32 protein-coding genes are annotated in these 25,832 nt (G+C 64.3%); 16 read left to right on the top strand and 16 right to left on the bottom strand.

The window, feature by feature from the left end:
- Nucleotides 1–17: 17 nt before the first annotated feature.
- The 6 genes from JLZ96_RS13960 to JLZ96_RS13935 are packed head-to-tail and all read right to left on the bottom strand — an operon-like array spanning nucleotide 18 to nucleotide 5,513.
- Nucleotides 18–1,535 carry an NAD(P)/FAD-dependent oxidoreductase gene (locus tag JLZ96_RS13960; RefSeq protein ID WP_032374617.1) on the bottom strand — a complete coding sequence of 506 codons (1,518 nt, stop codon included), beginning with the start codon at nucleotides 1,533–1,535 and terminating at the stop codon, nucleotides 18–20.
- Nucleotides 1,532–2,269 (bottom strand): class I SAM-dependent methyltransferase, encoded by a 738-nt coding sequence (locus tag JLZ96_RS13955; protein ID WP_027494924.1) that lies wholly within the window; start codon nucleotides 2,267–2,269, stop codon nucleotides 1,532–1,534. Before JLZ96_RS13955 ends, JLZ96_RS13960 begins: the two co-directional genes overlap by 4 nt.
- Complete coding sequence (locus JLZ96_RS13950) at nucleotides 2,266–2,499, bottom strand: RNA-binding S4 domain-containing protein (protein ID WP_027494925.1); 234 nt, start codon at nucleotides 2,497–2,499, stop codon at nucleotides 2,266–2,268. The genes JLZ96_RS13955 and JLZ96_RS13950 overlap by 4 nt, the downstream gene beginning before the upstream one ends.
- Before the next feature lie 43 nt (nucleotides 2,500–2,542).
- A complete protein-coding gene (locus JLZ96_RS13945) occupies nucleotides 2,543–4,729 on the bottom strand; it encodes a cation-translocating P-type ATPase (protein WP_201010393.1) in 2,187 nt (728 codons plus the stop codon).
- On the bottom strand, nucleotides 4,726–4,974 hold the full coding sequence (locus JLZ96_RS13940) for a hypothetical protein (RefSeq protein ID WP_094651454.1): 249 nt from the start codon (nucleotides 4,972–4,974) through the stop codon (nucleotides 4,726–4,728). Before JLZ96_RS13940 ends, JLZ96_RS13945 begins: the two co-directional genes overlap by 4 nt.
- A gap of 26 nt (nucleotides 4,975–5,000) precedes the next feature.
- Nucleotides 5,001–5,513, bottom strand: coding sequence for a GNAT family N-acetyltransferase (locus JLZ96_RS13935; RefSeq protein ID WP_236253963.1), 513 nt, complete (start codon nucleotides 5,511–5,513; stop codon nucleotides 5,001–5,003).
- 118 nt (nucleotides 5,514–5,631) lie between these two features.
- On the opposite strand from JLZ96_RS13935, the gene JLZ96_RS13930 reads away from it, so the two are divergent.
- A complete protein-coding gene (locus tag JLZ96_RS13930; protein WP_201010392.1) occupies nucleotides 5,632–7,329 on the top strand; it encodes a cutinase family protein in 1,698 nt (565 codons plus the stop codon).
- A gap of 22 nt (nucleotides 7,330–7,351) precedes the next feature.
- Here the strand turns inward: JLZ96_RS13930 and JLZ96_RS13925 are convergent, their stop codons facing one another.
- A complete protein-coding gene (locus JLZ96_RS13925) occupies nucleotides 7,352–8,584 on the bottom strand; it encodes a hypothetical protein (protein WP_201010391.1) in 1,233 nt (410 codons plus the stop codon).
- A 16-nt stretch (nucleotides 8,585–8,600) separates the two neighbouring features.
- A complete protein-coding gene (locus JLZ96_RS13920) occupies nucleotides 8,601–10,136 on the bottom strand; it encodes an aldehyde dehydrogenase family protein (protein WP_201010390.1) in 1,536 nt (511 codons plus the stop codon).
- A gap of 157 nt (nucleotides 10,137–10,293) precedes the next feature.
- On the opposite strand from JLZ96_RS13920, the gene lat reads away from it, so the two are divergent.
- Entirely contained in the window at nucleotides 10,294–11,589 is a 1,296-nt protein-coding gene (gene lat, locus JLZ96_RS13915; protein ID WP_201010740.1) for an L-lysine 6-transaminase, read from the top strand.
- A gap of 73 nt (nucleotides 11,590–11,662) precedes the next feature.
- Nucleotides 11,663–12,067 carry a hypothetical protein gene (locus JLZ96_RS13910; RefSeq protein ID WP_027494931.1) on the top strand — a complete coding sequence of 135 codons (405 nt, stop codon included), beginning with the start codon at nucleotides 11,663–11,665 and terminating at the stop codon, nucleotides 12,065–12,067.
- A gap of 1 nt (nucleotide 12,068) precedes the next feature.
- Here JLZ96_RS13910 and JLZ96_RS13905 read toward each other — a convergent pair whose 3' ends face one another.
- The gene (locus JLZ96_RS13905) at nucleotides 12,069–12,926 is read right to left on the bottom strand and encodes a LysR family transcriptional regulator ArgP (RefSeq protein ID WP_201010739.1); all 858 of its coding nucleotides are present in this window, start codon (nucleotides 12,924–12,926) and stop codon (nucleotides 12,069–12,071) included.
- A gap of 72 nt (nucleotides 12,927–12,998) precedes the next feature.
- Between JLZ96_RS13905 and JLZ96_RS13900 the strand changes: the two genes are divergently transcribed.
- The 3 genes from JLZ96_RS13900 (at nucleotide 12,999) to JLZ96_RS13890 (ending at nucleotide 14,649) form a co-directional block, all read left to right on the top strand.
- Nucleotides 12,999–13,616 carry a LysE/ArgO family amino acid transporter gene (locus JLZ96_RS13900; protein ID WP_032367950.1) on the top strand — a complete coding sequence of 206 codons (618 nt, stop codon included), beginning with the start codon at nucleotides 12,999–13,001 and terminating at the stop codon, nucleotides 13,614–13,616.
- A 122-nt stretch (nucleotides 13,617–13,738) separates the two neighbouring features.
- Nucleotides 13,739–14,260, top strand: coding sequence for a DUF664 domain-containing protein (locus JLZ96_RS13895; RefSeq protein WP_032381985.1), 522 nt, complete (start codon nucleotides 13,739–13,741; stop codon nucleotides 14,258–14,260).
- Nucleotides 14,257–14,649, top strand: a complete 393-nt coding sequence (locus tag JLZ96_RS13890) for a VOC family protein (protein ID WP_027494935.1) — start codon at nucleotides 14,257–14,259, stop codon at nucleotides 14,647–14,649. The genes JLZ96_RS13895 and JLZ96_RS13890 overlap by 4 nt, the downstream gene beginning before the upstream one ends.
- 4 nt (nucleotides 14,650–14,653) lie before the next feature.
- Here JLZ96_RS13890 and JLZ96_RS13885 read toward each other — a convergent pair whose 3' ends face one another.
- Nucleotides 14,654–15,040: a VOC family protein gene (locus JLZ96_RS13885; RefSeq protein WP_027494936.1), complete on the bottom strand. Its 387-nt coding sequence runs from the start codon at nucleotides 15,038–15,040 to the stop codon at nucleotides 14,654–14,656.
- A 19-nt stretch (nucleotides 15,041–15,059) separates the two neighbouring features.
- Nucleotides 15,060–15,437 carry a VOC family protein gene (locus JLZ96_RS13880; protein ID WP_032367582.1) on the bottom strand — a complete coding sequence of 126 codons (378 nt, stop codon included), beginning with the start codon at nucleotides 15,435–15,437 and terminating at the stop codon, nucleotides 15,060–15,062.
- 67 nt (nucleotides 15,438–15,504) lie between these two features.
- Here JLZ96_RS13880 and JLZ96_RS13875 point away from each other — a divergent pair, with 67 nt between their 5' ends.
- The 3 genes from JLZ96_RS13875 (at nucleotide 15,505) to JLZ96_RS13865 (ending at nucleotide 17,744) form a co-directional block, all read left to right on the top strand.
- On the top strand, nucleotides 15,505–16,329 hold the full coding sequence (locus JLZ96_RS13875) for a helix-turn-helix transcriptional regulator (RefSeq protein ID WP_236253958.1): 825 nt from the start codon (nucleotides 15,505–15,507) through the stop codon (nucleotides 16,327–16,329).
- A 115-nt stretch (nucleotides 16,330–16,444) separates the two neighbouring features.
- Nucleotides 16,445–17,515, top strand: a complete 1,071-nt coding sequence (mraY, locus tag JLZ96_RS13870; RefSeq protein ID WP_027494939.1) for a phospho-N-acetylmuramoyl-pentapeptide-transferase — start codon at nucleotides 16,445–16,447, stop codon at nucleotides 17,513–17,515.
- A gap of 16 nt (nucleotides 17,516–17,531) precedes the next feature.
- Entirely contained in the window at nucleotides 17,532–17,744 is a 213-nt protein-coding gene (locus JLZ96_RS13865) for an oxidoreductase (protein WP_201010389.1), read from the top strand.
- 6 nt (nucleotides 17,745–17,750) lie between these two features.
- Here the strand turns inward: JLZ96_RS13865 and JLZ96_RS13860 are convergent, their stop codons facing one another.
- Nucleotides 17,751–18,425: a hypothetical protein gene (locus tag JLZ96_RS13860; protein ID WP_201010388.1), complete on the bottom strand. Its 675-nt coding sequence runs from the start codon at nucleotides 18,423–18,425 to the stop codon at nucleotides 17,751–17,753.
- Between the two features lie 67 nt (nucleotides 18,426–18,492).
- On the opposite strand from JLZ96_RS13860, the gene JLZ96_RS13855 reads away from it, so the two are divergent.
- Nucleotides 18,493–18,942: a MarR family winged helix-turn-helix transcriptional regulator gene (locus tag JLZ96_RS13855; RefSeq protein WP_201010387.1), complete on the top strand. Its 450-nt coding sequence runs from the start codon at nucleotides 18,493–18,495 to the stop codon at nucleotides 18,940–18,942.
- A gap of 24 nt (nucleotides 18,943–18,966) precedes the next feature.
- Here the strand turns inward: JLZ96_RS13855 and JLZ96_RS13850 are convergent, their stop codons facing one another.
- Together JLZ96_RS13850 and JLZ96_RS13845 are read right to left on the bottom strand one after the other, a co-directional pair.
- Entirely contained in the window at nucleotides 18,967–19,194 is a 228-nt protein-coding gene (locus JLZ96_RS13850; protein ID WP_032407777.1) for a hypothetical protein, read from the bottom strand.
- 1 nt (nucleotide 19,195) lies between these two features.
- Nucleotides 19,196–19,921, bottom strand: a complete 726-nt coding sequence (locus tag JLZ96_RS13845) for a haloacid dehalogenase type II (RefSeq protein ID WP_032373374.1) — start codon at nucleotides 19,919–19,921, stop codon at nucleotides 19,196–19,198.
- 112 nt (nucleotides 19,922–20,033) lie between these two features.
- On the opposite strand from JLZ96_RS13845, the gene JLZ96_RS13840 reads away from it, so the two are divergent.
- Nucleotides 20,034–20,495, top strand: coding sequence for a GNAT family N-acetyltransferase (locus JLZ96_RS13840; protein ID WP_201010386.1), 462 nt, complete (start codon nucleotides 20,034–20,036; stop codon nucleotides 20,493–20,495).
- 22 nt (nucleotides 20,496–20,517) lie between these two features.
- Here JLZ96_RS13840 and JLZ96_RS13835 read toward each other — a convergent pair whose 3' ends face one another.
- On the bottom strand, nucleotides 20,518–21,591 hold the full coding sequence (locus tag JLZ96_RS13835; RefSeq protein ID WP_201010385.1) for an aldo/keto reductase: 1,074 nt from the start codon (nucleotides 21,589–21,591) through the stop codon (nucleotides 20,518–20,520).
- A gap of 129 nt (nucleotides 21,592–21,720) precedes the next feature.
- On the opposite strand from JLZ96_RS13835, the gene JLZ96_RS13830 reads away from it, so the two are divergent.
- The 3 genes from JLZ96_RS13830 to JLZ96_RS13820 all read left to right on the top strand — a co-directional run bounded on the left by JLZ96_RS13830 (nucleotide 21,721) and on the right by JLZ96_RS13820 (nucleotide 24,161).
- Nucleotides 21,721–22,590, top strand: coding sequence for a helix-turn-helix transcriptional regulator (locus JLZ96_RS13830; RefSeq protein WP_048319056.1), 870 nt, complete (start codon nucleotides 21,721–21,723; stop codon nucleotides 22,588–22,590).
- Between the two features lie 89 nt (nucleotides 22,591–22,679).
- Nucleotides 22,680–23,549, top strand: a complete 870-nt coding sequence (locus tag JLZ96_RS13825; protein ID WP_201010384.1) for an AraC family transcriptional regulator — start codon at nucleotides 22,680–22,682, stop codon at nucleotides 23,547–23,549.
- 117 nt (nucleotides 23,550–23,666) lie between these two features.
- On the top strand, nucleotides 23,667–24,161 hold the full coding sequence (locus JLZ96_RS13820) for a hypothetical protein (protein ID WP_201010383.1): 495 nt from the start codon (nucleotides 23,667–23,669) through the stop codon (nucleotides 24,159–24,161).
- A gap of 115 nt (nucleotides 24,162–24,276) precedes the next feature.
- Here the strand turns inward: JLZ96_RS13820 and JLZ96_RS13815 are convergent, their stop codons facing one another.
- Nucleotides 24,277–24,720: a MarR family winged helix-turn-helix transcriptional regulator gene (locus tag JLZ96_RS13815; RefSeq protein WP_032373377.1), complete on the bottom strand. Its 444-nt coding sequence runs from the start codon at nucleotides 24,718–24,720 to the stop codon at nucleotides 24,277–24,279.
- 60 nt (nucleotides 24,721–24,780) lie between these two features.
- Between JLZ96_RS13815 and JLZ96_RS13810 the strand changes: the two genes are divergently transcribed.
- Both JLZ96_RS13810 and JLZ96_RS13805 read left to right on the top strand, forming a co-directional pair.
- A complete protein-coding gene (locus JLZ96_RS13810) occupies nucleotides 24,781–25,299 on the top strand; it encodes a phenolic acid decarboxylase (protein ID WP_197077467.1) in 519 nt (172 codons plus the stop codon).
- 1 nt (nucleotide 25,300) lies between these two features.
- A complete protein-coding gene (locus JLZ96_RS13805) occupies nucleotides 25,301–25,756 on the top strand; it encodes a DUF3237 domain-containing protein (protein WP_201010382.1) in 456 nt (151 codons plus the stop codon).
- The last annotated feature ends 76 nt before the right edge of the window (nucleotides 25,757–25,832 follow it).

The raw sequence follows: 25,832 nt of genomic DNA, 5'->3' as shown, positions 1-25,832 counted from the left end.
CTGCTACGAAGTACCACTCACCTGCGGCGAAGCCGCTCCAAAGCGTCGAACATCTTGAATCGTCCACTCGTGGGCACGGTTTCGATGTCGTGGCCGGTGACGCCCCAGCCCGCCAACAGGGTGTTCGCTGCCTGCAGTCCGGTGGTGGCGGCACGTTCCATGAGAGCAACGGGCAGATCGATCCGAATGCCGTCACCCGCGAGTACCAGCGAGGGCTCGGGGGTGCGCACGGTGGGCCGCTCGGCGAATGCTCCGAGGCCGAACATCGGACAGTCGTCTCGCCATTCGGATCGTTCCGCGATTACTTCTGCCGCAGCGGTTTCCGGGTAGATCTCGTGCATGCGAGCCATCAGCTGCGCGCGGGTGACCTCCTCGGATTCCTCGGCGGCGTAGGCATGCAGTTCGACCACGGAACCTCCGGTCCTCGCTGCCCACTCCGCGGCCTCGTCCTCGAACCGCTCGAGCACACTGATGTTGTCGATCGGAGGCATACCGCCGGTGCCGATGAACGCGGGACGATCGGCATTCACCGCCTTGCTCAGCCACACGCGGTGGACCATGAAAGGCGGGGTGTTCTGCAGCGCGCCGATCTGCTTGCGCCACGCCGGCGTCCCGAGCTCGGGGGATTGCTCGAGCACCCGCTGCAATCCGGCGATGTCGGTAGCGAGGACCACCGCGTCGGCGTCGATGATTCCGCCGGCGTCGACGCGGAACTTGCGCAGGCCACCGCGGGTGATCTCGCCACACGGAGTGGACGTTCTGATCTCGACACCGAGACCGCTGAGGTACTCCCCCAACGGGTTCCACAGTGCCTGTGGGTAGGGATCGCGGGGGACGTCGAAGATCAGACCCTCGGAGGAGCCGAGGAAGTAGATGTGGAACATCATCGCCAGTTCGGCAGCCGACATCTCCTCCGGGTCGGCGAAGAAGCTGCGTGAGAACACCCCGAACGCCAAATGGCGTGCCGCTTCGGGAAAGTTGATGTTGCGCAGGAACTCCGCCGCGGGAGTGGTGTCGAGTTCGTCGAAGGTCTTCGGCACGCTCACCGTCATGAGCGGCAGGGCGGCGATTCCGTTGAGGTCGGTGAGGTCCTTCCACCGGAACGTCGGACTGCGCTTGACGAACGCGAACGCATTGAGCGGTGGCGTCTCGGGCAGACCCTTGAATCCGTCGATACGACCGTCGCCGTCGATCAGCGGGTAGTCGTCGACCGGGCGTAGACGCGCCAGGTCTGGGTCGGTGCGGCGCAGCAGGTTTCGCAGGTTGTAGTACTGCCGGAAGAACGCGTGGAAGCCGCGGCTCATCGTCGCGGGCGAGCCGTCCTCCAGCGTCGTGTCCCAGCCACCGACGCGGCCACCGAGGTAGCTTTCGCGTTCGACCAGATGAACCTTGACGCCGCGTTCGGCCAGCGCGGTCGCGGCGCTCAGTCCCGCGATACCGCCGCCCACCACCACCACATGCGGGACGTCGGCCAGCTGACCTGCATCCGAATATCCCTGCACCGCAGCATGGGTGACCTTCTTGGAATCGGTCAACGCTCTTCCTTCGCGGGTCGAGAGCCCAGGAACGTGTGCACCACACCGTTCTGCCATCCGGTCATCGTTTCTCGGGCGACACCGCTGTAGCCCGCACGCTGCATCCGTCGCACGAACGCCGATGCGCCGTCGAACGTGACAACGCTGCGCCACAGATGCCGATACAACGTGGCGTCTCGCGTCGCGAGCCAGCCGAGCGGGATGATGATGCCCCAGCTCACGACGTTCCAGGAGATGCGAGCACGCAGTGAATCGTGCACCGAGTACTCGTGGAACGCGATCGTCGAACCCGGACGCAGCAGTGCCAGTAGCGATTTGAGTTCGGTGTCGGGGTCGTCGACGTTCCTGATCAGATATGCGGCCAGGATGGCGTCGAACGGTCCGTCGACCCCGTTCACGGCCAGATCCTCCACCCGCGAGTGCACGAACGTGACGTTCGACGGCCAGTCCTTGCTCCGGGCGACCTCGAGCATCTCGGCGGACGCGTCGGCGGCGACGATCTCGGCGTGCGGTGCCGCTTCGAGCAGCGCTGCGGTGGACGCACCCGTACCGCAACCGATATCGAGCAGGCGCAGTCCGCTCCCGAGGTCGGGGATGCGGAGGCGCTGCGCAGACTTGACGAGGTGCTCGTGGTAGCCGGGGTTCGCTCCGACGAGTCGGTCGTACGCCTTGGCACCGACGTCGAATGCGCCGGGAACTTCGTTTCGCGGCAGACCGCGCTTACCGACCTTCACAGTGCCTCTTCCTTGCTCACGCGGGCAGCTGGCCCACCTTGGACCGATACGACATCTCCGTGCTGCAACTGCCGTCCGCGGCGGATGTCCACGTCCCCGTTGACGCTGACCAGGCCGTCGGCGATGATGCCCTTGGCTTCGGCACCGGATTCGATCAGGTTGGCGAGCTTGAGGAATTGGCCCAGCCGGATCGATTCGTCGCGGATGGGGACATCGTGTGCATCGGACATGTCTCCATCCTGTACTAGCGGGCCGCTCGCTGCTACCAACGAGTCACATCGCGGCGCAGAAGCGGCGCAACCGCAGGCTGTTGCTCACCACGAACACCGAGGACAGCGCCATTGCAGCCCCGGCGAGCATCGGGTTGAGCAGGCCCGCCGCCGCGAGGGGGATCGCCGCGACGTTGTAGGCGAACGCCCAGAACAGGTTGCCCTTGATGGTGCTCAGCGTGCGACGCGAGAGCCGGATCGCATCGCCGACGGCCCGTAGGTCGCCGCGGACGAGCGTCAGGTCGCTCGCCTCGATCGCAACATCTGTACCGGTCCCCATCGCGAGGCCCAGGTCGGCGGTGGCCAGCGCTGCCGCGTCGTTGATGCCGTCGCCGACCATCGCCACGACCTTGCCTGCGGCCTGCAGTTCACGAACGGCATCGACCTTGCCCGACGGCAGCACACCGGCAACGACCTGCTCGATGCCTACCTCCGCGGCGATCGTTCGGGCGGCGGCCTCGTTGTCGCCGGTGAGCATGACCGGCGTCAGGCCCAGCTCGCGCAGCTCGGCGACGGCCTGCTTCGACGTCGGCTTGACCGAGTCGGAGACCACCAGAACCCCGCGGGCTTTCCCGTCCCACCCGATCGCGACGGCGGTGCGTCCCTGGCGCTCGGCGTCGTCGAAGGCGTCGGCCAGTTTCGGTGGCAGAGGCATCGACCAGTCGGCCAGCAGGCTGCGACGGCCGATGACCGCGGCGCGACCCTCGACGACGCCCTGGACACCGAGACCCTCGAGGCTGGTGAACTCCTCGACCGACTGGGACAGTGCTCCGCCTGCGATGGCCCGCGCGATGGGGTGCTCCGAGCTCGATTCGAGGGCAGCGGCAACCTCACGGACCGTGTTCTCGTCCTCGCCGTCCGCCACGTGCACCGAATGCAGTGTCATCTCACCGGTCGTCACGGTGCCGGTCTTGTCCAGCACGACGGTATCGATGCGGCGGGTCGATTCGAGCATTTCGGGGCCCTTGATCAGAATCCCCAACTGCGCTGCCCGTCCGGTGCCGACCATCAGAGCGGTGGGGGTGGCAAGCCCGAGTGCGCAAGGGCAGGCGATGATCAGGACGGCTACCGCCGCCGTGAAGGCGGCCGCCACCGAATTGCCGGTACCGAGCCAGAATCCGAGCGTTGCCACCGAGATGGCGATGACGATCGGCACGAAGATTCCCGAGATGCGATCGGCCAGACGCTGGGCCTGAGCCTTGCCGGTCTGCGCATCTTCCACCGCCTTCGCCATCTGCGCGAGCTGGGTGTCTGCACCGACTCTGCTGGCGCGCACGGTGATTCGACCACCGACGTTCACCGTGGCTCCGGTCACCGCGTCGCCGGCCCCGACCTCCACCGGCACCGACTCGCCGGTCAGCATCGACCGATCGACGGCCGAGGATCCACTCTCGACGGTTCCGTCCGTGGCGATCTTCTCACCCGGACGAACGACGAACAGATCGCCGACGGCGAGCTGATCGATCGGAATCTGCTGTTCCTCATCGCCTTTCAGCACGGCGACGGTCTTGGCACCCAGGTCCATCAGTGCGCGCAACGCCGCACCGGCCTGCCTCTTGGACCTGCTCTCGAACCACCGGCCGGCCAGGATGAAGGTGGTGACACCCGCAGCCGCCTCGAGATAGATATTGCTCGCCCCGTCCATCCGCGCGATCGTGAACTCGAACGGATGCGTCATACCGGGCTCGCCGGCTGTACCGAAGAACAGCGCATACAGCGACCAGCCCAGTGCAGCAAGGGTTCCCATGCTCACGAGGGTGTCCATCGTCGACGTACCGTGCTTCAGGTTGGTCCACGCGGCCCGGTGGAACGGCAGCGCTCCCCAGACAACGACCGGCGCGGCGAGAGTCAACGACAGCCACTGCCAGTTGGTGAACTGGAGAGCCGGAATCATGGCCATCGCGATGACCGGAATGCTGAGCACTGCCGAGACGACCAACCGCTGTTTCAGCGGATCGGTAGGGAGATCGTCCTGTGGCTCGGCGGCCGGCAGCGTGGCGGTGTACCCGGCAGCTTCGACGGCGGCGATCAGGTCTTCGGTAGCAACACCGTCACTGGTGACGCGCGCCTTCTCGGTGGCGTAGTTGACCGTCGCCGATACCCCGTCGAGCTTGTTGAGCTTGCGTTCGATGCGGTTGGCGCACGACGCACAGGTCATGCCGCCCAGAATCAGTTCGGTTTCCGTACTCATCCCTGATTCCCTTCTGCCTCGATGACGAATGTGGCCGTGCGGACGACACCCTGATGCTGGAAGTCCGGATGAAGCGCAGATGTTCCGTCATGCGACTCGTGGTCGGAATGCGTCGGTTCGCTGGGCGACGCGTCGGGTCCGATTGCATGGCCGACGAACAGGGCAAGAAAGAAGACGAGGGCTATGCCGACGACGAATCCGACGAGCTTGGTCGGGGTGCCGAGTTCCTGTCGTGTGGAGTTCACATCCCTACCCTACCCCCCCAGGGTATCTAGTGGGTAGTGCCGATCGCCTTCTTGAAGCCGACGTGTGAGGCAGTGAAGCCCAGACGGGTGTAGAAGCGGTGGGCATCCACTCGACGCGAGTCGGACGTCAACTGCACCAGAGCGCACCCTCGCCGCGTGGCCTCCTCGATCGCCCACTCGATCAACGCGCCACCGAGTCCGCGGCTGCGCCAGGTAGCGGCCACCCGTACGGCTTCGATCTGAGCTCGCAACGCGCCACCTCGCGCCAGTCCCGGAATGACGGTCGACTGCAGAGTCCCCACCACCTCGTCACCGTGCACGACGACGACCACCACGTTCCGTGGATCGGAAGAAATGTCCTCGAAGGCGGTGCGATATCCGGCCATGTCGTCGACGGATTCGCGCGTCGCGCCCAACTGGTCGTCCACCAACAGCGCCACGATCGACTCCAGGTCCGACGCCACCGCCTCACGCACGACGCAGGTCGACCCATCGGTCAGAGTTAATTCCATCGGTGTCATTCGGGCGTGAAAAGTCATGTCCACGACGGTAAACGAAGCGTTTTGTAACGCGAACCATCCGAGCGACGAAATGCCGGGTAACCCACTGGCAATTGCAGTCGGGATCGGTTCGGGCGTGGATGATGGGGATCGAAACATGAATGGTGGCAAGTCGAAGCGTGTGCGCATCGCGCTCAGCGCGTTTGCGATCGGCGCACTCGGTGCCGGAGTGCTGGTAGCAGCACCCTGGTCTGCGTCGGAAACGAGTGTCGAGGCCTCCGTCGAGCTGGTGTCGACATCGACCTGCTACGACATGGTGAGCATCGCCATCGGCGGACGCGGTGACACCCCACGCGAGGGCGTCAAGTGGCTGACCAAGCCCGACGGTACCCGCCTTCCCGCGGCGATGTCCGGTGACTACTCGAGCGACTGGATCGACCAGGCCGTGCGAGCTCCCAACAACGGCAACGTGGTTCCCGACTCCTACGCTGCGGTCTACGTCGAATACCCGGCGAACCTCGCGAGCTACGAGGACGCCGTGCAGACGGGCGTCACCAACTCGCAGACCATCATGAAGGAAATCTCCGCGTCCTGCCCCAACACTCGCTTCGCCATCGTCGGCTACAGCGAAGGCGCAGACGTTGCTCGCCGCACCGCCATGGAAATCGGCAATCAGGCCGTTCCCGAGGACGGCAAGTACGGCATCATCGACCCCTCGCAGGTCGTCGGCGTCGTCATCTTCGCCGACGCGGGACGCGTCGCAGGAGAGGGACCGTTCCCCGGTGCCGAGAACCCGTTCAGTAACCCGGACGGTTTCGACACCAAGTACCAGAACGGCAACAACGCCATCCCCGGACAGGGTGCATTGCCGGGAACGTCGGGCGGCTTCGGCGCACTCGACGGACGCGTCGCGTCCTTCTGCTCCGACGGTGACCTGACCTGCGCACTGCCCGCCAACACGTCGCTGATCCACCTGGCCGCCAACGTCGGTCGACAGGTCAACGCCGATGCGCTGCAGAACGAGAACCTCACCCCCGCCACCGGAGCCGATCTGGCTCTGGCACTGGGACGCATCGCAGTCAACGCCTTCAACGACATTGCCTCGCAGCCCAATTGGATGCAGAGCGACGAGACCTTCCTCGACGTGCTGATCAAGGTGTCCGAGCCCGACTACAAGCCCGGCACCGCAACGACCCCTGTCTCGGCCAAGGTCGACGGTGAAGAGCCGATCGAGACCGGCCAGATGGTCGACATGGTGTACCTGCCGCAGAAGATCTTCAAGGAGATCACCGGGTTCATCTCGTCCAACCAAAACACGATCCCGGTCATCATGAACGACCCCTACGGCCTGACCCTCGGGCCCGGCTCAGGACACCACTTCGACTACTGGCGAGACTCCGACGCCGCCAACGGCAAGCCACTGACCTCGGTCCAGTACGCCGCGGCCTGGCTGACCCAGCTGGCCGAGCAGGCCAACCGGGGCGAGCCGGTGAAGACCAAGGAAGTACAGGAGAAGGCAGGCCGCGCAGCAATCCAGGCCATCGCCGCCACACCCGAGACCACCACCTCGGCCACGGCAACTCCGACGGCAACGACAACGGCACCGGTCACCACCAGCCCCGCTGCCCCGGCTGCCCCCGCTGCGCCTGCTCCCGCCCCCGCAGCCGAGGTGCCGGCACCCGCACCGGCACCGGCTCCCGCTGCCGAGCCTGTAGAACCGGCCTGCACGACTCCGGTCGAGGGTGAAACACCCGTCGAGGGCGCACCGCCGGTATGCGTCACCGCGCCCGCCACGGACACCCCGGCCACCCCCGAGGCCGCAGCTCCGACGACGACTGTCGCACCCACCCCGTAGGTGTGTGGAAACTCGTAGCCCACTACGAGTTTCCACGCACGACGGGTGAGCGACGCGCCAGCAGAACAGCGGCACCCGTCACCACAGCAAGAACCACGAGCCCGGCCACCGGCAGCACCAGGTGGTCGGGCTCGCTTGTGCGTGAGATGACCGATTCATCCATGGACAACGACGGTGTGTAGCCGGCGGACACCACGGTCACGGGCAGCGCCATGACGAACAGCGCCGACAGTGAGATCGCCAGAGATCCGGGTGACGTCGCCAGCGCGGAGACCAGAACATAGGCCGCCACGAGCGGCAGGCCGAACTGCGAGACGATCGGAATGTCGACGTAGTTCTCCGTCAGGCTCGTAACAGCGATGACGAACAGGCCGCCCAGCCCGACGTACAGCTGCGGCCACCGGTAACCGATCCCGGCTCCCGCGACCAACAGTGCTGCGCTCGCGCACAACCGAACGGCATCTCCTGCGGCGAAGCCGGAGGTGCCCAGGGCTGTCGCCGACACTGCGAACAGCACCAGCAGCAGACGTCCGTCCCGGCCAGGAAGTAGGAACGACGCCAGCAGCGCAGCAGCCGTCATGCCGGCGAGAGCCCCCAGCCACTCCACGCTCCGCGTATCGGCATCTGCCGCAATCCAGCTCAGGACGCTTGCCACGACGGGCAGCGACAGGCCGACGAGCAGAATCCGCGGGGTCTCGGGTGGCTGCACCACCTCGTGGTGTCGTGCCAGGAACAACGTGACTGCCGCGGCCACTGCAGCGATCACCATGACGATCGCGCGCTCGGGCGCCACATCGTCCTCGGCACCGACCACATCCCAGACGAAGACGGGACCGTCGTTCGCCTGCAACAGGGCATCGAGCCAATAACCCAGCAGCCCGGCACCCACAACCGAGACACCCAGGGCGGCCTGTGCACCACGGTGGTGTCCCGACAAAACCGCGGCCGCACCCAGCAGCACACCGGTGCCCACTGCAGCAGCCCAGTGCCCGAGCATCCCGGGCACCATTCCGACGGTCTGGAACACCACGACGAGCAGCGCTGCCATCGCCACGATGGTCGCAGTTGGCGCACTGACCCGGGCCACGGCGACCGCCGTCCCACAGGCAGCGACGGCAACGACTGTGAGCCCGTTGACAATCGACCAGAACGACCCGAATTCCGCTGTGCCGTTCAGCAGCGACTCGACGGGGCCGATGTCACTGATGGCATAGCCGAGAACGAAACCGGCCAAGAGCATCGACAGTACTTTCATACTGCCGATCATGCCGTCAGCCGAATTTCACTCCCTGCGCCAGGGGCAGTTCGTTGGAATAGTTGACCGTGTTCGTCGCCCGACGCATGTAGGCCTTCCATGCGTCCGAACCTGATTCGCGTCCGCCACCGGTTTCCTTCTCGCCGCCGAAAGCACCGCCGATCTCGGCACCGGAAGGACCGATGTTGACGTTCGCGATGCCGCAGTCCGATCCAGCAGCCGACAGAAAGCGTTCCGCTTCACGCAGGTCGGTAGTGAAGATCGACGACGAAAGTCCCTGCGGCACATTGTTGTGCAGGGCGATGGCCTCGTCGAGGGTGTCGTAGGTGAGCACGTACAGGATGGGCGCGAACGTCTCGTGCCTGACGATGTCGGTCTGGGCGGGCATCGTCACGATCGCGGGCTGCACGTAGTACGAATACTCGTCGACAACATTCACGCGCTCACCGCCGACCACCACCGTTCCGCCGTCGGACTTGGCGGCCTCGAGCGCCTTCTGATAGCCGGCGAACGCGCCCGCGTCGATGAGCGGACCCACCAAAGTGTCGCTCTCCAAGGGAGATCCGATGGACAGTGTCTCGTACGCCGAGACCAACTTGGCCACCAGTTCGTCCGCAACCGAGGAATGCGCGATGACGCGTCGGAGCGAGGTGCACCGCTGACCGGCCGTACCCGCCGCCGAGAACACCAGCCCGCGCGTCGTGAGATCGAGGTCTGCCGACGGCGTCACGATCGCCGCGTTGTTGCCGCCGAGTTCGAGCAGCACGCGCCCGAATCGCTGCGCAACCCGCGGCGCAACAGCCTTGCCCATCCTGGTCGAACCGGTTGCCGACACCAGAGCAACACGCGAATCATCCACCAGCGCTTCACCGGACGCTCGGTCCCCGATCACCAACTGAGCGATCTTGGGATCGACACCTGCAGCGGCAGCAGCACGCTCGAACAGAGCCTGCACGCCGACGGCAGTCAGCGGGGTCTTCTCCGACGGCTTCCAGATGACGGTGTCGCCCGCCACCAACGCCAACGCCGTGTTCCAACTCCACACCGCGACAGGGAAATTGAACGCCGTGATGACGCCGACGACACCGAGCGGATGCCACTGCTCCATCATGCGATGCCCGGGGCGTTCTGTGGCAATGGTGTTGCCGTACAGCTGACGTGACAGGCCGACGGCGAAGTCGCAGATGTCGATCATCTCCTGCACTTCCCCGAGCCCCTCGGAGACGATCTTTCCGGCCTCGATGGAGACCAGGGCGCCGAGGTCCTCCTTGTGCGTACGCAGCAGTTCCCCGAGTTCTCGGATCACCTGACCCCGCGCCGGTGCCGGCACCTGCGACCACGAGACGAACGCCGCAGCTGCGTCCGCGATGACACCGTCGACGTCTGCGGCAGAGACCGATGCCAGCGACGCCAAATTTCCGCCGGTGATCGGCGATCTCGCGGTGATCGCGTCGGGACCGGCCGGCACGTCGAGCGCGATCGTCGCACCCAGCCGGTCGAGAATGGCGCGCGTACGCACACTCAGCTCGTCGTGGGTGATGGATGCAGACATGCGCGTACACCTTCCGTGGAGAGAATCGAACCGTCGGACATAAGCCTACCGACGGGGGTTACAACAGTATTATTTCCTGCCCAATGGTCTTGCTTACGGAATATTAACGCGTATGTTCGTCATCATGACGCAAGTATTACAGCGCACCGGAGTGCCCATCGACGCCTCGACCGCCCGCGGCGTGATCGGTGAACACCTACTGGCCGACGGTTTCGAGCTGGTCCTGGACCTCGACGCCTCCACCGGGTCCACCCTGGTCGACGCCCGAGACGGCACCCGCTACCTGGATCTGTTCACCTTCTTCGCGTCCAATGCCCTGGGGATGAACCACCCCGCCTTGATCGACGATCCGAATTTTCGGGCCGATCTGCTGCAGGCGGCGATGAATAAACCCAGCAACTCCGACATCTACACCGTGCCGATGGCACGTTTCGTCGACACGTTCGCCCGGGTGTTGGGCGATGCTCGGCTACCGCACCTGTTCTTCGTCGAGGGCGGTGCGTTGGCAGTGGAGAACGCATTGAAGGTGGCATTCGACTGGAAGTCCCGTTGGAACGAGCGCAAGGGAATCGATCCGTCCCTGGGCTCACAGGTGATGCACTTCGAGCACGCGTTCCACGGGCGCACCGGGTACACGATGTCCCTCACCAACACCGACCCGAACAAGGTCGCGCGCTTCCCGAAATTCGACTGGCCCCGAATTCCGTCCCCGTTCATCAGATCCGACGCGAACATGGACGAGCTCGAAGACGCGTCGTTGACGGCCGCGCGGCTGGCCTTCGAAGCCAATCCGCACGACATCGCCTGCGCCATCATCGAACCCATCCAGGGCGAGGGTGGGGATCACCACTTCCGCCCCCGCTTCCTGCAGAAGCTGCGCGCACTCTGCCACGAGTTCGACGCACTGTTCGTCATGGACGAGGTGCAGACCGGAGCCGGAATGACCGGTACTGCATGGGCTTTCCAGCAGCTCGACGTCGTCCCGGATGTGGTCGCCTTCGGTAAGAAGGTCCAGGTCTGCGGCGTGATGGCGGGCGGTCGCGTCGACGACATCGACGACCACGTGTTCGCCGTCAGCTCCAGAATCAACTCGACGTGGGGCGGCAGCCTCACCGACATGGTGCGATCGCGTCGAATTTTGGAGGTCGTCGAATCCGAGAACCTCATCGAACGCGCCGGCCAACTCGGAACAGTCTTGCTGAAGCAGTTGCAGGAGTTGGCAACTCGACATGAGATGGTCTCCGAGGTTCGTGGCCGCGGACTCATGTGCGCCTTCTCCCTGCCCGACGCCACGACCCGCGACCGAGTGATCGAACTGTTGCGCACCGAGGAGCACGTACTTGCGCTCGGCTGCGGCGACGCGGCAGTGCGATTCCGGCCGGCACTGACGGTCACCGAAGCCGAACTGACACAGGCAATCGAGTCGATCGATCGGGTGCTGAATCGGCTCTGACCCACCGCGTCAGGTAATCCTTGACACCAGCCGTAACCTTCTGTCAGGATCAACCTGACGCAGGAGGTGGATCATGGATCCGATCGAGCTGGCCGCCGAGGCCGATATCACTGCGGCAACACGGGCGGTCGTGACGGCCGCAGCCACCGAGGCCGGTCGCATTGCCGACGAGATCATCGGCACCGGCCCACTGCCGGGCACACCGGAATGGGAGGCAGAGCAGTCGACCGACCTGCCTGCACGACGGAGCCTCGCGTGGCATCTGTTGAGTCTTCGTGTGCAACTGGCGGCGGGGCTCGACGGCATCGAAACCGTTGTGGTGCTGCGCGTTCAGGGTGCGACGTGGGCGATCATCGGCCAGGCGGTCGGCATGTCTCGTCAATCGGCGCACGAGCGGTGGGGTGCCCGCGCGGCGGCGATTCTCGATCCCGTCGGCGATGGGCAGCCCGACATCGTTCCGAACGACAGTCCGGCGTGACTTACCGCAGCACGCTCGCTGCCGCGGCAGCCACAGCGTCGGCCGCTCGCTGCAGTGCAGGCGAGGACAGCGACCACTGCTGCCAGTACAGCTGAACGTCTTCGATGCCGTCGGCGTCGAAGCACGTCAGCGAGTCACAGTCCTGGAGGTCCGGGATCATGCCCCAGCCGAAGCCGAGTTCCACCGCCCGCGCGTAATCCGAGGACGCCGGGACGAGGTGACGGGGCGGAGCGTGCGAATCGACGCCTCGGTGCCGTAAGTAGTTGTCCTGCAATCGGTCGTCGGCATCGAACACCACCACCGGCGCGGTCTGCAGTGCCTCGATCGTCACACCGGGGCCGAACCATCGCTCGGCGAACTTTTCGGTGGCCGACGGCCGGTAGCGCATGGCGCCGAGGGATCGGACGGTACATCCACGAACCGGCTCGGACACCGATGTGATTGCGGCAGAGACGATTCCGTCGTGCAGCAACTGGGCCGTGCGGTCCTGGTCCTGGCGATGCAGATCGAAGGTCGTCGTACCGGCGAGTGGCGCGAGCGCAGGCAGCACCCACGTCGCCATCGAATCGGCATTGACGGCAATCGAAATGGGGGCCGAGACGCCGTCGTCGTTGAGCTCGGCCCTCGTCTGATCCGTGAGCGTATCGATCTGACGAGCCAGGCGTAGTACCGCGGCACCCGACTGGGTGGCCACCACCGGTTTCGTCCGCTGCACCAGGGTGCGCCCCAACGACGCTTCGAGCGACTTGATTCTCTGGCTTACTGCCGACGGGGTCACATGCAATGCACGTGCGGCAGCCTCGAAAGTTCCACCGTCGACTACTGCTGTCAGCGCTCTGAGCTGCTCGATCTCCACAATATGAAGTTACACTTACCGATGGTGAAAAACATTCGCTGGCTCTAATGCTGGTCGCCTCCTAGCGTGAACAGCATGACCTCGCTTGCCGCAGCACAATCGACGTTGACCGGACTGGGAGTCGGCCTGTCCCTTATCGTCGCCATCGGTGCGCAGAACGCGTTCGTCCTGCGCAAGGGCCTGCAACGCACCCATGTGTTCCCGGTGGTTGCGGTGTGCGCGCTGTCCGACGCCGTGCTGATCGTCGCCGGGGTGGCGGGCATCGGCGTCCTCGTGGACCGGTTTCCGCTGGCGTTACGCGTCGTCACCGTGCTCGGAGCGCTGTTCCTCTTCGTCTACGGAGTGATGGCGCTGAACCGCGCCCGCACCCCAGCGGCGATGACCACCGACGGCGGCGGTGGGGGCTCGCTGATCGCCGCTGTCGCAACGTGTCTCGCGTTGACGTGGCTCAACCCGCACGTCTACCTCGATACCGTCGTATTTCTCGGGTCCATCGGTAACCGGCAGCCGGGCGAGCTTCGGTGGTGGTTCGCCCTCGGTGCCGTGCTGGGCAGCGTGCTCTGGTTCACCGCTCTCGGATACGGATCGCGCGTGCTCAGCCCCCTGTTCGCGCGGCCGACGGCGTGGCGGGTCCTCGATCTCGGTATCGGAATCATGATGCTCACCCTGGCCGCGCTGCTGTTGTTCGGCTGAGTCTGCCGCGCCGACGGAGCGCGAGCAGTGAGCTGAGTGTCCACAATTCTCGATCGCGGCCCTCATCCCGATTTCGCATCCACAGAATGGACACGCAGCCCACCACCCGATACGAAGGACCCATGGCACAGCTGACGACGTTCCCGGAGCCCGATTCCTCCTTGTCCGATCCCGCCGACCTGTTCGTCGAGTACCTCCGCTTCTACCGCGGTGAGCTCGCCCGGCGGATCGCCGCGTTGAGTGACGACGCGCTGGCCACGTCGGCTGTGCCGTCGCAGTGGACTCCCCTCGAGATGCTCATCCATCTTGTGTACATGGAACAGCGCTGGTTCGTCTGGGGGTTCCTCGGGCGCGCCGTCGACGATCCGTGGGGGGACAAGAAGGACGGATCCTGGCATGTGCCGACCGACGTGCCGGCGGCGGCATTGCTCGCGCGCCTCGACGACGGCGCTCGACTGACCGAGCAGGTGCTGCGGTCTCATCGCATGGACGACGTGGCCACCCTGGGTGGACGATTCACCGAAGAACAGCCCACCCTGATCTGGATCTGCTTTCATGTACTGCAGGAATACGCCCGCCATCTCGGCCACCTCGACGTCGCCGTCGAACTGACCGGCGGGCCCACAGGCGAGGGGCCGCAATGAGAATCAACATCACCAGTGTGTTCGTCGACGATCAAGACAAGGCACTGGCGTTCTACACCGACGTACTGGGCTTCGTGGTCAAGCACGACATTCCCATGGGCGGAACAGATCGCTGGCTCACGGTCGTATCTCCTCAGGAGCCGGAGGGCACCGAGCTACTGCTCGAGCCCAGCGGCCATCCGGCAACCGGCCCGTTCAAGACGGCACTGTTCACCGACGGCATTCCGTTCACCCAGTTCGCCGTCGAAGACGTTGCAGCCGAACACGATCGGCTTGTCGGACTGGGTGTCAGGTTCACTCAGGAGCCCACCGAGATGGGCCCGGTGATCACCGCCGTGTTCGACGACACCTGCGGCAACCTGATTCAGATCATCGCTCCGGTGAGCTGACCGGTCACACGTTCGCGTACAGATCGACGGTGGTGCCGTCGGGATCGTGCACGACGGCATAACGCTGCCCCCAGAACGCATCCCACGGCTGCAGGTGCCCTGTGTACCCCGCGTCGGTCACTGCGGCCCACGCGGCATCGACTCCGGCGGCCGTGCCGCAGTCGAATGCCAGCGCGACGCGGTGGCCTCCGCTGGGCGCGGTCCACGTCGGATCGAACGAGGTGATCGTCGAGGGTAGGTCGAACAACAACCGAACCCCACCGAGGTCGACCTCCACATGTTGCTCGGCATCGGCCTCGGCCGGAATGTCCAGTCCCAGAACGCGGTAGAACGCCAATGCAACTGCCATATCGGCGACGACGATTTCGATTCCTGCCAGACGTGGTTTCACCCGGACAAGGGTAGCCACGTCAGCCCCAGTTCGCGGCATTTGTCAGGCAGAACGGATGCCCGGCCGGATCCAACAGCACACGCCAGGTCTCACCCGGTTGCTCGTCGGGCACAGTTGCCCCCAACTGCACTGCGGCTTTCGCGGCCGCATCCAGATCGTCGACCGCGAGATCGAAGTGAAACTGTTTGCTGCCCTTCGTGTTCGGCCACTCCGGCCGCTGATAATTCTCCACGCGTCCGAATCCGAGCGCGCTGGAGGGCCCCTGCAGCATCGCGTAATCCTTCTCCGCGTGGACGACGGTCCAGCCGAGTAGCGCAGACCAGAACGTCGCGCTGGCCTCGGGATCTCCGCAGTCCAGCGTGACCATCTTCAGGGTTGCCACGGGTGCATCGTTCATGGTGTTTCTCCTCGACAGCGTCGATCGTTTCTCGAAGGTGTCGGACCAGACTCCTACACTGACGCCCGTGCCGGATAGGAAAAATGCGACAGCCACCCACGCCGGTGTCCTGCGGCCGGATCAGCTGGCGCAGTATGTCGACCTGGTCCGGCTGCCGTGTGCGGCGTCGTTGGAACCGTGGGTCGAGAACTACTGGCAACTTCGGTGGGATCTGCCGTCGGGCACCTCGTATCGCAGCTCGACCCTGCCCCACCCGGCATGCACGCTCAGCGTCGAGCACGGCTGGACCCGCGCCGGCGTCACCGAGCCGGTGGTCGTGACCGGAGTGCTGACCCGACGGTTCGACGTCGAACTCGCCGAGTCCGGGTGGGTGTTCGGCGTCAAGTTCCGCCCCGGCGGCTACGCGAGCTTCACCGGAACCGTGGCCCGAACTCTGCGCGACGTCCCAGTAGCTCCGCCCACCCCGTTCCGATCGGAGACCGTCGCCGCGTTGACGCAACTGGACGCACAGCACGACGCCGACCACTGCCGAACCGTCGTCGACGCGGTTCTCGAGCCCTACGCCCACGATGTCGAGCCGGAGTACGAGATCGTCTTGGATGTCATCGGCACGATGCTCGGTGATCGGACGCTGATACGCGTCGGCCAGGTGGAGGACAGATGTGGCATCGGGACTCGTCGGCTACAGCGGTTGTTCGAGCGTTATGTCGGTGCGACGCCCAAGTGGGTTCTGGGCCGATATCGGATTCACGACGCCCTCAGTGATCTCGACAACGGATACAGCGGGTCGCTGGCGGAACTGGCCGCGCGGTACGGATGGTTCGACCAGGCGCATTTCACCCGCGAGTTCACCGAACTGGTCGGTGTGTCTCCCGGTACGTATCAACTGTGAGTAACACCTTCGTCACGCAATGCGACTTTTGCCGATTCGTTTGGCACAGTATCCCGCGGTGCTCGGTAGCACCCGGTGGGCAACCGCAGCACAGAGGAAGAGTGGGCTTCAACGCATGATCAACATTCTCGTCGCCGGTGGAATCGCATTGGCGGTCTCGATTCTGTTGACGCCATTTCTCATCGCGCTGTTCACCCGGCAGGGCTTCGGCCAGGAGATTCGCGTCGAAGGCCCGGCGAGCCACCAAGCCAAGCGAGGAACGCCGACGATGGGCGGCGTCGCGATCATCGTGGGTCTGTGGGCCGGTTACCTCGGTTCCCACCTCGTGGCGATGGGAGGCGACGGGCCGTCGGCATCGGCGCTGTTGATCCTCGGTCTCGCGACCGCCCTCGGCATCGTCGGTTTCCTCGACGACTACATCAAGCTCCGGATGAAGCGAAGCCTCGGCCTCAAAGCCACCGGAAAATACGTCGGGCAGATCAGTGCCGCGGTGATCTTCGCGGTCCTGGCTCTGCAGTTTCGCAACGGCAACGGGCTGACCCCGGGCAACGTCGAACTGTCACTGGTGCGGCAATCGACGTTCTTCACGATGGCCCCGATCGTCTTCGTGCTGTTCTGTGTGTTCCTCGTCGTTGCCTGGTCCAATGCCGTCAACCTCACCGACGGGCTCGACGGTTTGGCGGCGGGCTCGATGACCCTCGTCCTCGGCGCCTACACGGTGATGACGTTCTGGCAGTACCGGCAATCGTGCGCCACCAATTCGGTGGCCGGGTGCTACCAGGTGCGTGATCCCCTCGACCTCGCTGTCGTGTGCGCGGCGGCCGCGGGAGCGTGCATCGGATTCCTGTGGTGGAACGCAGCACCGGCCAAGATCTTCATGGGCGACACGGGCTCCCTGGCACTCGGTGGTCTGCTCGCCGGCCTGTCCGTCGTCAGCAAGACCGAGCTGATCGCGGTTGTCTTCGGAGCCCTCTTCGTCGCCGAGAGCGCGTCGGTGGTCATCCAGGTCGCGTCCTTCAAGTCCACCGGCAAGCGGCCGTTCCGGATGGCACCGATCCACCATCACTTCGAGTTGGGCGGCTGGGCGGAAACAACGGTCATCATCCGACTGTGGCTGTTCGCGGCCATAGCGTCGGCGCTGGGGCTCGGATTGTTCTACAGCGAATTCCTCGCAGCCGTCGGCTGACCTCTACGATTCCGATATGACCGACGAACTGTCTCCGCTGGCCAAGGTCGATGCTCTCGCCGCCGAACTCGAGACCCTCGATGCTCGACGCGTCGCCATCGGAGTCGAACTCGTCAACCTTCAATTCGGACTCGACGGAAACGCAAAGATCCGCGCCACCGAGGTCTTTCACAGCGACTACCTGGGCAGGCTGTTCACGTTGGTCGACGAACTACGCACGGACGATTAGGGCTCGCTAGAGCGCATCCGGGTCCGATCGCGACACCGCAGTCAACCGAAAATCCCTCAGCGACAACGTCCATGCTGCAACCGCTGCAAGGACAACACCACCGATGGGAAACACCGTCCACGGACTGCCGATGATCGGGGTGAAGGTCGACGGTGACGCGTCGTCGACAGCAGCATCAGAACTGAAGACGTTTCCGACGTAACCCTCATCGTCCTGAATCCCGATGCCGGATATGTCCGCGGGTGCGGTGCCGAACGACGACTGCGGGACTTCGGTTGCACCACTGTGAATCACGATGTACCGAGCCCACGCCGCTGCGGGATCTGGAGCTCTCTCCAACTGCTGCGGCGGCCAGTGGGTCCACGCGAAGGCGCTGCCCGCTCCCAGCGCGGCACCGACGACGATCAGCAACGTGAACAGGTGGGCGGAACTGTACTGACGGTCTCTGACGACGCGCATTCCGGAATCGACGAGAAACCACGCCACCACCAGAGCCAGAGCCACTCCGGCGGCAACGAGATACAGCGACACGGGGAACCAGCTCGGTCGCAGATGTGCCGTCCCAGGAGTGTCCGGCGGTTCGGTGATCGCAACGTGCCACACCACCGCGGCCGCAGCCCCTGTGGCCGCGCCGACGCCCCCGAGCACTGCGACGAGCCCTCTGCCGGATGGTCTGTCCACGCGCGAGACTCTACCGGCCAGTCGGTCTCTTGACCTGAAGCATTGTTCAGGTTCTACCGTTCCATGCATGACGACACAGCGCCCCATGCAACCACCCGAGAAGCAACCCATCGGCTTCTGGACCGTCCGCGCGGGGGAGGCCGTCCGCGCTCGAACACGCGGAGCGCTCCGCGACATCGGCATCACCCAGGCCGAATGGTGGCTCCTGCATCAGATTTCACTGCATCCCGCTGGTGCCGATCGAGCGAGGACAATCGACACGACCGGACACAACGACACCCCTGGCGCGATCGTCGACGCAGTCGACTCCGCTACCCAGAAGGGTTTGATCACCGAATCCCATGCACGACTGAAGTTCACGCCTGAGGGCCAGCGGCTATTCGCCCGCGCCGCGGACATCCAACGGATGCTGCAGGACGAACGCATGCAGGGAATCAGTCAGGACGATTTCGCGACCACTATCCGCGTCCTGCAAGGAACCATCGAGAACGTCGGCGGCGACGCATGGCACTGGTAGGGCAGTCGCTCGTAGCCGACAGCGTCAGCGTCGCTTTCTGGTGAACAGAACACCGACAACGAGGCCGAGAACAGCGCCGAGGATGGGTAGGCCGAAGACAACGAACGCCGTTGTGTAGGTGATTCCCAACGAGCGGATGTAACTCGAACTGTCCACGACGAACGCGTAGTTGACCCGTCGCGGCCTGATCTCCCACAGCAAGTATCCGAGCGAGCCGACCAATCCGAGACACAGCCCAACCAGGGTGCTCAACCTACGCATTGCCGTGCGCCCCACGGGCCGCGTCGGCAAACTCCGCCATGCTCGGGAACTGCATCGCAAAACCGTAGTCGCCGTTCGGCTCCGGTGTTGCGCCCCACCCTGGCCGATCGTGTCTGCGATCGATCCACACCGACGCAAGGCCGTGACGCCGCGCCGGGACGTGATCGTGGAACAGGCTCTGTGCCACGTGCAGCAGACGTGATTTGGGCACACCGAAGTCGTCGAGGATCGCGTCGAGCGCATCGAAATGGTTGTCCGCCGGCTTGTATGCGTGCACATCCTCGGCTGTGACGATGGCGTCGAATTCAACGCCGAGCCGACGGTTGCTACCGGCAAAACCCGCGCGGTGCACGTTGGACAGAATCACCAGCTTGTAGTGCTCGGCGAGTGATGCCAGTGCGTCCGCCGAGTCCGGAAACGCCGGCCAGTCCGGAACGGAGCCGGCGAGTCTGCCTGACCAGTCCGGGGTGACCGGTATACCCAGCGCGTCGCCTGTTCGTCCGAATGCGTCGGCCAGGATGTCGGGATAGAGCATCGACGGTGAATCCTGCTGCGCCTGTGCTTCGTTGGGGGCATAGGCGGCGAGTAATTCGTCTTCGGACATCGGCGATCCTGCATCCGCAGCCCATGCGCCGAGCACGTCGCCGATCCCCGACTCCCAATCGATCAGCGTTCCGTAGCAATCGAAGCTCAAGACGTCGTAGTCGGCCAGGTTCATCGGGCTCCCTTGGGTATTCGGTGGCGGTCGGATCCGGATGCCTCTATCGTCTGCAGGTCATGAGCATCGTACTGCGGTTGGCCGACCCTCGACCGATCGATGGTCGGCGGTTGTGACGTCGACCCGGCTACGGCGGGCAACTGCCACCGATGCCGAATTCCTGTACTCGATGGCCTCGGACGCCTCCGTCATGCGGTGGGTGGGCGACGGAAAACCCTGGACAAGAACCTATTTCGATGGTCGATTCAACCGCGCATTGGCGACGACGGACCTCGATACACCCGACCTGCCGATGTGGTCGATCGGCGTCGAAGACGCGGTACCGGTCGGACTGCTGAGCCTCATCCGTCGAGCCGATCACGTCGAGGTGGGCTACTGGGTGCATCCGGACCACTGGGGACGCGGCTGTGCTGGGCACATGCTGGGCTTGGCACGCGAGACCGTGGGCAACCTCGCAATGGTTGCGACAGTCGCACGCGGCAATGCCGCGTCGCAAAGAGTGCTGGAGAAGGCAGGTTTCACGGTCGTGCACGACGGTGATCCGTTGACCTATCGTCGATCACCGTCGTCCTGATTCGACTGCTCACCAGGTCCGATCACCAGGACCGCAGTGGGCGTGGGCGCACCGACGTCCGCCCGCTCATGACCCCGCGGACCATCGGACGCGCCAGGAATTCGTGCGGAAACCCCATGTCGATCGCGCTGACCGAATGCAGCCGAGCCAACTGCGACTCGTCGAAGACGATATCGAGGGCACCGATGTTGTGCTGCAACTGTTCTGCGGTCCGCACCCCGATCAACGAACTGACGACGGCGGGATGCAGCAGCGTCCATGCCAACGCCACCTGGGCCGGAGTCGCACCCAGCTCTTCTGCCACCTCGACGACGACGTCGGCTGTGCGCAACCCACGTTCGGTCAGTGTTCGGTTCGACCTCGCGTGATCGCGCCGACTACCCGCCGGTGAATTCGAGCTTGCCCCTTCGAGGTCGGCAGCGGTGTACTTACCCGTCAACACACCCCCGCCGAGCGGTGACCACGGAATCACACCGAGACCCAGATCTGCTGCCATCGGTAACAACTCGCGTTCGGTAGTGCGCTCGATCAGGCTGTACTCGACCTGAAGTGCGGACAGCGGTGGCCATCCACGTAGCTGCGCAAGGGTCTGCATTCGCGCGACCTCCCAGGCCGGGGTATCCGAAATGCCGAGGTAGAGAACTTTTCCCGATTGCACCAAATCACCGAGGGCGGACATGATCTCGTCGCTCGGCGTCACACCGTCCCATGCGTGCAGGTACATCAGATCGATGTAGTCGGTGCCCAGGTTCCGCAAACTGGCATCGACCGAACCACGCAGGCTCTTTCTCCCGCCGCCACCCGAATTCGGGTCCGCCGGATCGCGCGTCGCCGCATATTTGGTCGATACGACAACCGAGTCGCGACAACCTTCGAGAAATTCCCCCAGATACCGCTCCGATTGACCGTCGGTGTAGATGTTCGCGGTATCGATCATGTTGCCTCCGAGGTCCAGATAAGCGTCGAAGATGCGTTTCGACTCCTGCTTGTCGGCTCCCCACCCCCAGACGTCCCCGAATGTCATGGCCCCCAACGACAACGGTGCCACGCGCAGTCCCGAGCGTCCCAGGAGTCGATAGTCGTCCATCCGTGTCATCGTGTGTCTCCTTCTCGATCGATCCGTCCGGCTCACAGTGCCGGTCCGGTCGAGAAGCGGGAAGGTCATGGTCATCCTGGGACGCGCGATACCAGGCTGACTGGTCCGAATTGACCTACGCTGTGTGGAATGACCACGACGCCACCGGAGATGGCCCGCCGAGAACTGGCGGCCTTCCTGCGGTCTCGACGTGAAGCGCTCGTTCCGTCCGACGTCGGTCTGCCGCCGCGGATCGGGGCCTCCCGGACCCCCGGACTCAGGCGCGAGGAGGTCGCCGCACTCGCCGGTGTCAGCGTCGACTATCTCGTGCGGCTCGAGCAGGCCCGTGATATCCGACCGTCCGCCCAGGTGGTGGGGTCACTGTCGAGGGCCTTGAAGTTGTCCGGCGACCAGACGGGCTACCTGTTCACGTTGGCGGGGCATCGTGCACCCGAACGGCCCACCGACCGAAAGATTCCCGACGGAATCGCCCAGTTGGTACACGACGTCGAGCCCCTGCCTGCCATGGTCCTCGATTACAGACTCGACATCCTGGCCATCAACGAAACCATGGCCGCCCTGCTGCTCGACATAGACGAGCGGCCCGCCGAGAGTCGTAATGTCCTCCGAATGTGCTTCTTGGACACATCATTCGACGGCTTCTACGAGTCACGCGACGACGTCGTCCGCGGTGCCGTCGCCGATTTGCGTGCCGCGTGGGTCGACCACTCGCACGACACTCACCTCGCCCTGCTGATCGACGAACTCCAACACGGCAGTGCCGAATTCTCGCGATACTGGCAATCACGTGAAGTATCGATACGAAGCCGGGGAGACAAGCCGATGCAGCACCCGCTCGTCGGCCCGGTGACCGTGACGTTCGACGTCCTCACTCCACTCGGCGACCCGGATCTTCGATTGATCGTCTATCGCCCGGCCGACGCACAATCGCATGCCGCGTTGGCCGAACTCGGTCGCCTCCGTGCTCGGCGACGCGGACGGCATCTGCGCACCATCTGAACCCGACCCAGCCGGGCTCGAAAAGTCGAGCCAGCCGTGCCTGCGCCTCCCTATCGTTGTCACCAGAACGAAGGAAAGGCCACCGGCACATGCTCGAACGATGGAATGCAGCACTCGATTACATCGAGGACAACCTCGACCACGACATCGACCCGGCACAGCTCGCTCGCATCACCCTCACGTCCGACTATCACTTTCGACGCGTGTTCTCCGCGCTGGCCGGAATCCCACTGTCGGCGTACATCCGACAGCGGCGAATGTCGTTGGCAGCCGCAGACATTCTCGCCGGCATCGGGGTGCTCGACGTCGCGACCAAATACGGCTACAGCGGCGACGCATTCACTCGCGCATTCCGAGACATGCACGGGGTCACACCATCCCACGCCCGCAAGCCAGGGACCACCCTCCGCTCCAGACCGCCACTGGCATTTCACCTGACCATCGAAGGAAAGAGCACCATGGACTACCGCATCACCGAACTGCCCGCATTCCACATCATCGGCAAATCGACGCGAATCCCCCTCACATTCCACGGCGAGAACACCCCCATGACCCAGTTCCACCAGACCTTGCCCACCGGATTCGGCGAACAACTTCGCCGACACGCCGACCTGCCCGAACTCCCCCACATCCTCTTCGTCAGCGATGGCTTCGAAGCCGACCGAACCGACGGCAGTCTCTTCGACTACTACTTCGCCGTCGCCACCACAGCCCCCATACCGGCCGACCTGGACTCCCTCAGCGTCCCCGCATCGACATGGGCGGTCTTCGAAACACACAGCGACACCGCACTCGCCCCAGCACTACAACAACTCTGGGCCGACGCATTCAGCGAGTGGTTCCCCTCCCACCCCTTCCACATCACCCCCGGCCCGGAAATTCTGACCGTCATCGAAAACACACCCGACTGGTCATCGGGAACCGGAGAACTCTGGATCCCGGTTGCCCGCAACCAATGACTCCCCGCCCGCCCTGGCTACTCAATGTGACATTTGGTGGCCTTTTCGGGGGTCAATGGCACATCCAGTGGACTGTGGGGGCGGGTGTCGCTGCCAACTCATGACTAATCTGGCGTGATGTCCAGTGGTCGCCGGAACGCGTTGCGGCGACGGTATCTGTCGCTCGGCCTGGGTGAGCTGTCCGCCGCAGCGGTGTTTGCTTCGATTGCGCTCACCATGGCAGAACCACGACTCGACGACAGAGAGGACTCACTCGCCATGTGGTCTGCTCTCGTCCCGTTGCTCGCCGTCCTCGTGCAGGCGGGAGTTTATTGGTTGATGGCGCGATCCTGGGTCGAACTCAACCCGATGCCACCGGTCATTCGCGCGATCTATCGCGTATGTCGAGTCGCAAACGTCCCACTGTTGGCGGTTGGGCTCATCGGTGTCGTCGTATGGTTCCCGTCGAGCGCCGGAATTGGCGTCGCACTGCTCGTCGTGTGGCTGTTCGCCGTTGTCGAATTCGTCAACTACTTCGTGGTTCGACTGTCGTATCCCGCACACCGCTGGTGGTCGACAGTCGGTCAGATGCGCACTCCTCGGCTTGTCCTCGACATCAACACGCGTCGTTGATCGAAACAGGGAGCACGAGCACGACATCCCGGTACTCAATGTGACATTCGGTGGCCTTTTCGGGGGTCAATGGCACATGGAGTGGACTGCACGGGTGCGGACGCACCGCCGAGAATCAGGAGCTGCGGCGGGAGAGGATGCTGGTGATTTCCGCCAAGGCCGGCAGAGCTGCGGCGATGGCTTCGCGGTTGTGTCGACTCAGTTCGTCCAGTGCGTCCGCGAGTACTCGGGAGCTCGCCGCGTCGTATTCGGCGAGGAGCTTCACAGCTTTCGGCGATGCGGTGAGTGTCGCCCCTCGAAGGTCACCGGTGGTGATCGATCTTTCCACCAGGCCGGCGTCGACCATCGCTCTGATCAGGTTGCTCACGGTGGATCGGGCCAGGTTGAGGCGAGTGGCAAGGCGTCCCGGACTCATGGACGGTTCTGCTGCAAGGGCTCGCATCACCTCGATGTGCGAGTCGGCGATGTCGGGCAGCTGCGCGACATCCCGCGTCGCCCGGAGCAGTGATCGCCGCAGGGGCCCCAGCTGTCGGCCCAATTCCGTTGCGGTGGAGTCCATGCGTCGATGATCGCACAGATAGTTTTGCCGCAAACATAGTTTTGTGACAAAATGAAGACCATGACCACAGTCGAGAACCCCATCCCCAGCCAAGATCTGAGCGGCATCGTCGGGCATCGCTTCATCTACACGTACGCCAACAGCTGGCAGTACGAGATGTATGTGAAGAACGCGACCACGATCGACTACCGAATTCACACCGGCATGGTCGGCGGACGCTGGGTCAAGGACCAGGAAGTCGATCTCGTCCAGCTCGACGACGACGTCTACAAGATCTCGTGGAACGAGCCCACCGGAACCTCGGTCGTCGTCAACGTCATCCCAGGAAAGCGTCGTCTGCACGGAACCATCTTCTTCCCTCAGTGGATCGAATTGGACGGCACCAAAACGGTCCTCTACCAGAACGATCACCTCGACGAAATGCGTGCGTACCGCGACGCCGGACCGACCTACCCCATCTATGTCGTCCCCGAGTTCGCCACGATCACGCTCTTCGAGAACGTCGGAGCCGACGACGAGACCATCGTGTCCGTCGCACCTGGCGATCTTCCCGACGGCTTCGCGGACCGAACGAACTGACGTGCGCCCCGATCTGACGTTCGTCGCGCACCTGTCCGTCACGGTCGGGGAGCCCATCGATCTCGGCCAGGTCAGCGACGGACATCGACGCCTCGTGCCGATCCTCGGTGGGACCGTCGACGGGCCGGTGATACGAGGACGCGTCCTGGCCGGCGGTGCCGACCACCAGGTCCTCAGATCGGCCACTGTCACCGAACTCGACGCCCGATATGCACTCGAGACCGACGCAGGCGAACGGATCTCGGTCCATAACGTCGGGGTGCGCACCGGCAGCGAACAGGACATCGACGCACTGACTCGAAACAAGCAGGTTCCCGCCGACCGAATCTACTTTCGCACCTTTCCGCGACTGTCGACGTCCGCCGACTCCCTCAGCTGGATGAACGGAACACTCTTCGTGGCAACCGGTGAACGTTTACCGAATTCCGTCGAACTGGACGTCTACCAACTCACATGACGGAGGCAGATATGCACCGACCCCAGTGCACTCAATGGCACATTCAGTGGCCTTTTCGGGGGTCAATGGCACATCG

Origin of the sequence: Rhodococcus sp. NKCM2511 (genome assembly GCF_014905595.1) — a bacterium.
Classification (GTDB): Bacteria; Actinomycetota; Actinomycetes; order Mycobacteriales; family Mycobacteriaceae; genus Rhodococcoides; species Rhodococcoides fascians.
The sequence above is the reverse complement of the archived record's forward strand: the minus strand, read 5'-3'. Positions and strand labels throughout refer to the sequence as shown.

Bases quoted from the DNA above. Each gene is read 5' to 3' on its own strand.
- JLZ96_RS13950 (WP_027494925.1), bottom strand. From the start codon at position 2,499: ATGTCCGATGCACACGATGTCCCCATCCGCGACGAATCGATCCGGCTG.
- JLZ96_RS13945 (WP_201010393.1), bottom strand. From the start codon at position 4,729: ATGAGTACGGAAACCGAACTGATTCTGGGCGGCATGACCTGTGCGTCG.
- JLZ96_RS13935 (WP_236253963.1), bottom strand. From the start codon at position 5,513: ATGACTTTTCACGCCCGAATGACACCGATGGAATTAACTCTGACCGAT.
- JLZ96_RS13930 (WP_201010392.1), top strand. From the start codon at position 5,632: ATGAATGGTGGCAAGTCGAAGCGTGTGCGCATCGCGCTCAGCGCGTTT.
- JLZ96_RS13925 (WP_201010391.1), bottom strand. From the start codon at position 8,584: ATGAAAGTACTGTCGATGCTCTTGGCCGGTTTCGTTCTCGGCTATGCC.
- JLZ96_RS13920 (WP_201010390.1), bottom strand. From the start codon at position 10,136: ATGTCTGCATCCATCACCCACGACGAGCTGAGTGTGCGTACGCGCGCC.
- JLZ96_RS13910 (WP_027494931.1), top strand. From the start codon at position 11,663: ATGGATCCGATCGAGCTGGCCGCCGAGGCCGATATCACTGCGGCAACA.
- JLZ96_RS13900 (WP_032367950.1), top strand. From the start codon at position 12,999: ATGACCTCGCTTGCCGCAGCACAATCGACGTTGACCGGACTGGGAGTC.
- JLZ96_RS13895 (WP_032381985.1), top strand. From the start codon at position 13,739: ATGGCACAGCTGACGACGTTCCCGGAGCCCGATTCCTCCTTGTCCGAT.
- JLZ96_RS13890 (WP_027494935.1), top strand. From the start codon at position 14,257: ATGAGAATCAACATCACCAGTGTGTTCGTCGACGATCAAGACAAGGCA.
- JLZ96_RS13880 (WP_032367582.1), bottom strand. From the start codon at position 15,437: ATGAACGATGCACCCGTGGCAACCCTGAAGATGGTCACGCTGGACTGC.
- mraY (WP_027494939.1), top strand. From the start codon at position 16,445: ATGATCAACATTCTCGTCGCCGGTGGAATCGCATTGGCGGTCTCGATT.
- JLZ96_RS13865 (WP_201010389.1), top strand. From the start codon at position 17,532: ATGACCGACGAACTGTCTCCGCTGGCCAAGGTCGATGCTCTCGCCGCC.
- JLZ96_RS13855 (WP_201010387.1), top strand. From the start codon at position 18,493: ATGACGACACAGCGCCCCATGCAACCACCCGAGAAGCAACCCATCGGC.
- JLZ96_RS13845 (WP_032373374.1), bottom strand. From the start codon at position 19,921: ATGAACCTGGCCGACTACGACGTCTTGAGCTTCGATTGCTACGGAACG.
- JLZ96_RS13835 (WP_201010385.1), bottom strand. From the start codon at position 21,591: ATGACACGGATGGACGACTATCGACTCCTGGGACGCTCGGGACTGCGC.
- JLZ96_RS13830 (WP_048319056.1), top strand. From the start codon at position 21,721: ATGACCACGACGCCACCGGAGATGGCCCGCCGAGAACTGGCGGCCTTC.
- JLZ96_RS13825 (WP_201010384.1), top strand. From the start codon at position 22,680: ATGCTCGAACGATGGAATGCAGCACTCGATTACATCGAGGACAACCTC.
- JLZ96_RS13820 (WP_201010383.1), top strand. From the start codon at position 23,667: ATGTCCAGTGGTCGCCGGAACGCGTTGCGGCGACGGTATCTGTCGCTC.
- JLZ96_RS13815 (WP_032373377.1), bottom strand. From the start codon at position 24,720: ATGGACTCCACCGCAACGGAATTGGGCCGACAGCTGGGGCCCCTGCGG.
- JLZ96_RS13810 (WP_197077467.1), top strand. From the start codon at position 24,781: ATGACCACAGTCGAGAACCCCATCCCCAGCCAAGATCTGAGCGGCATC.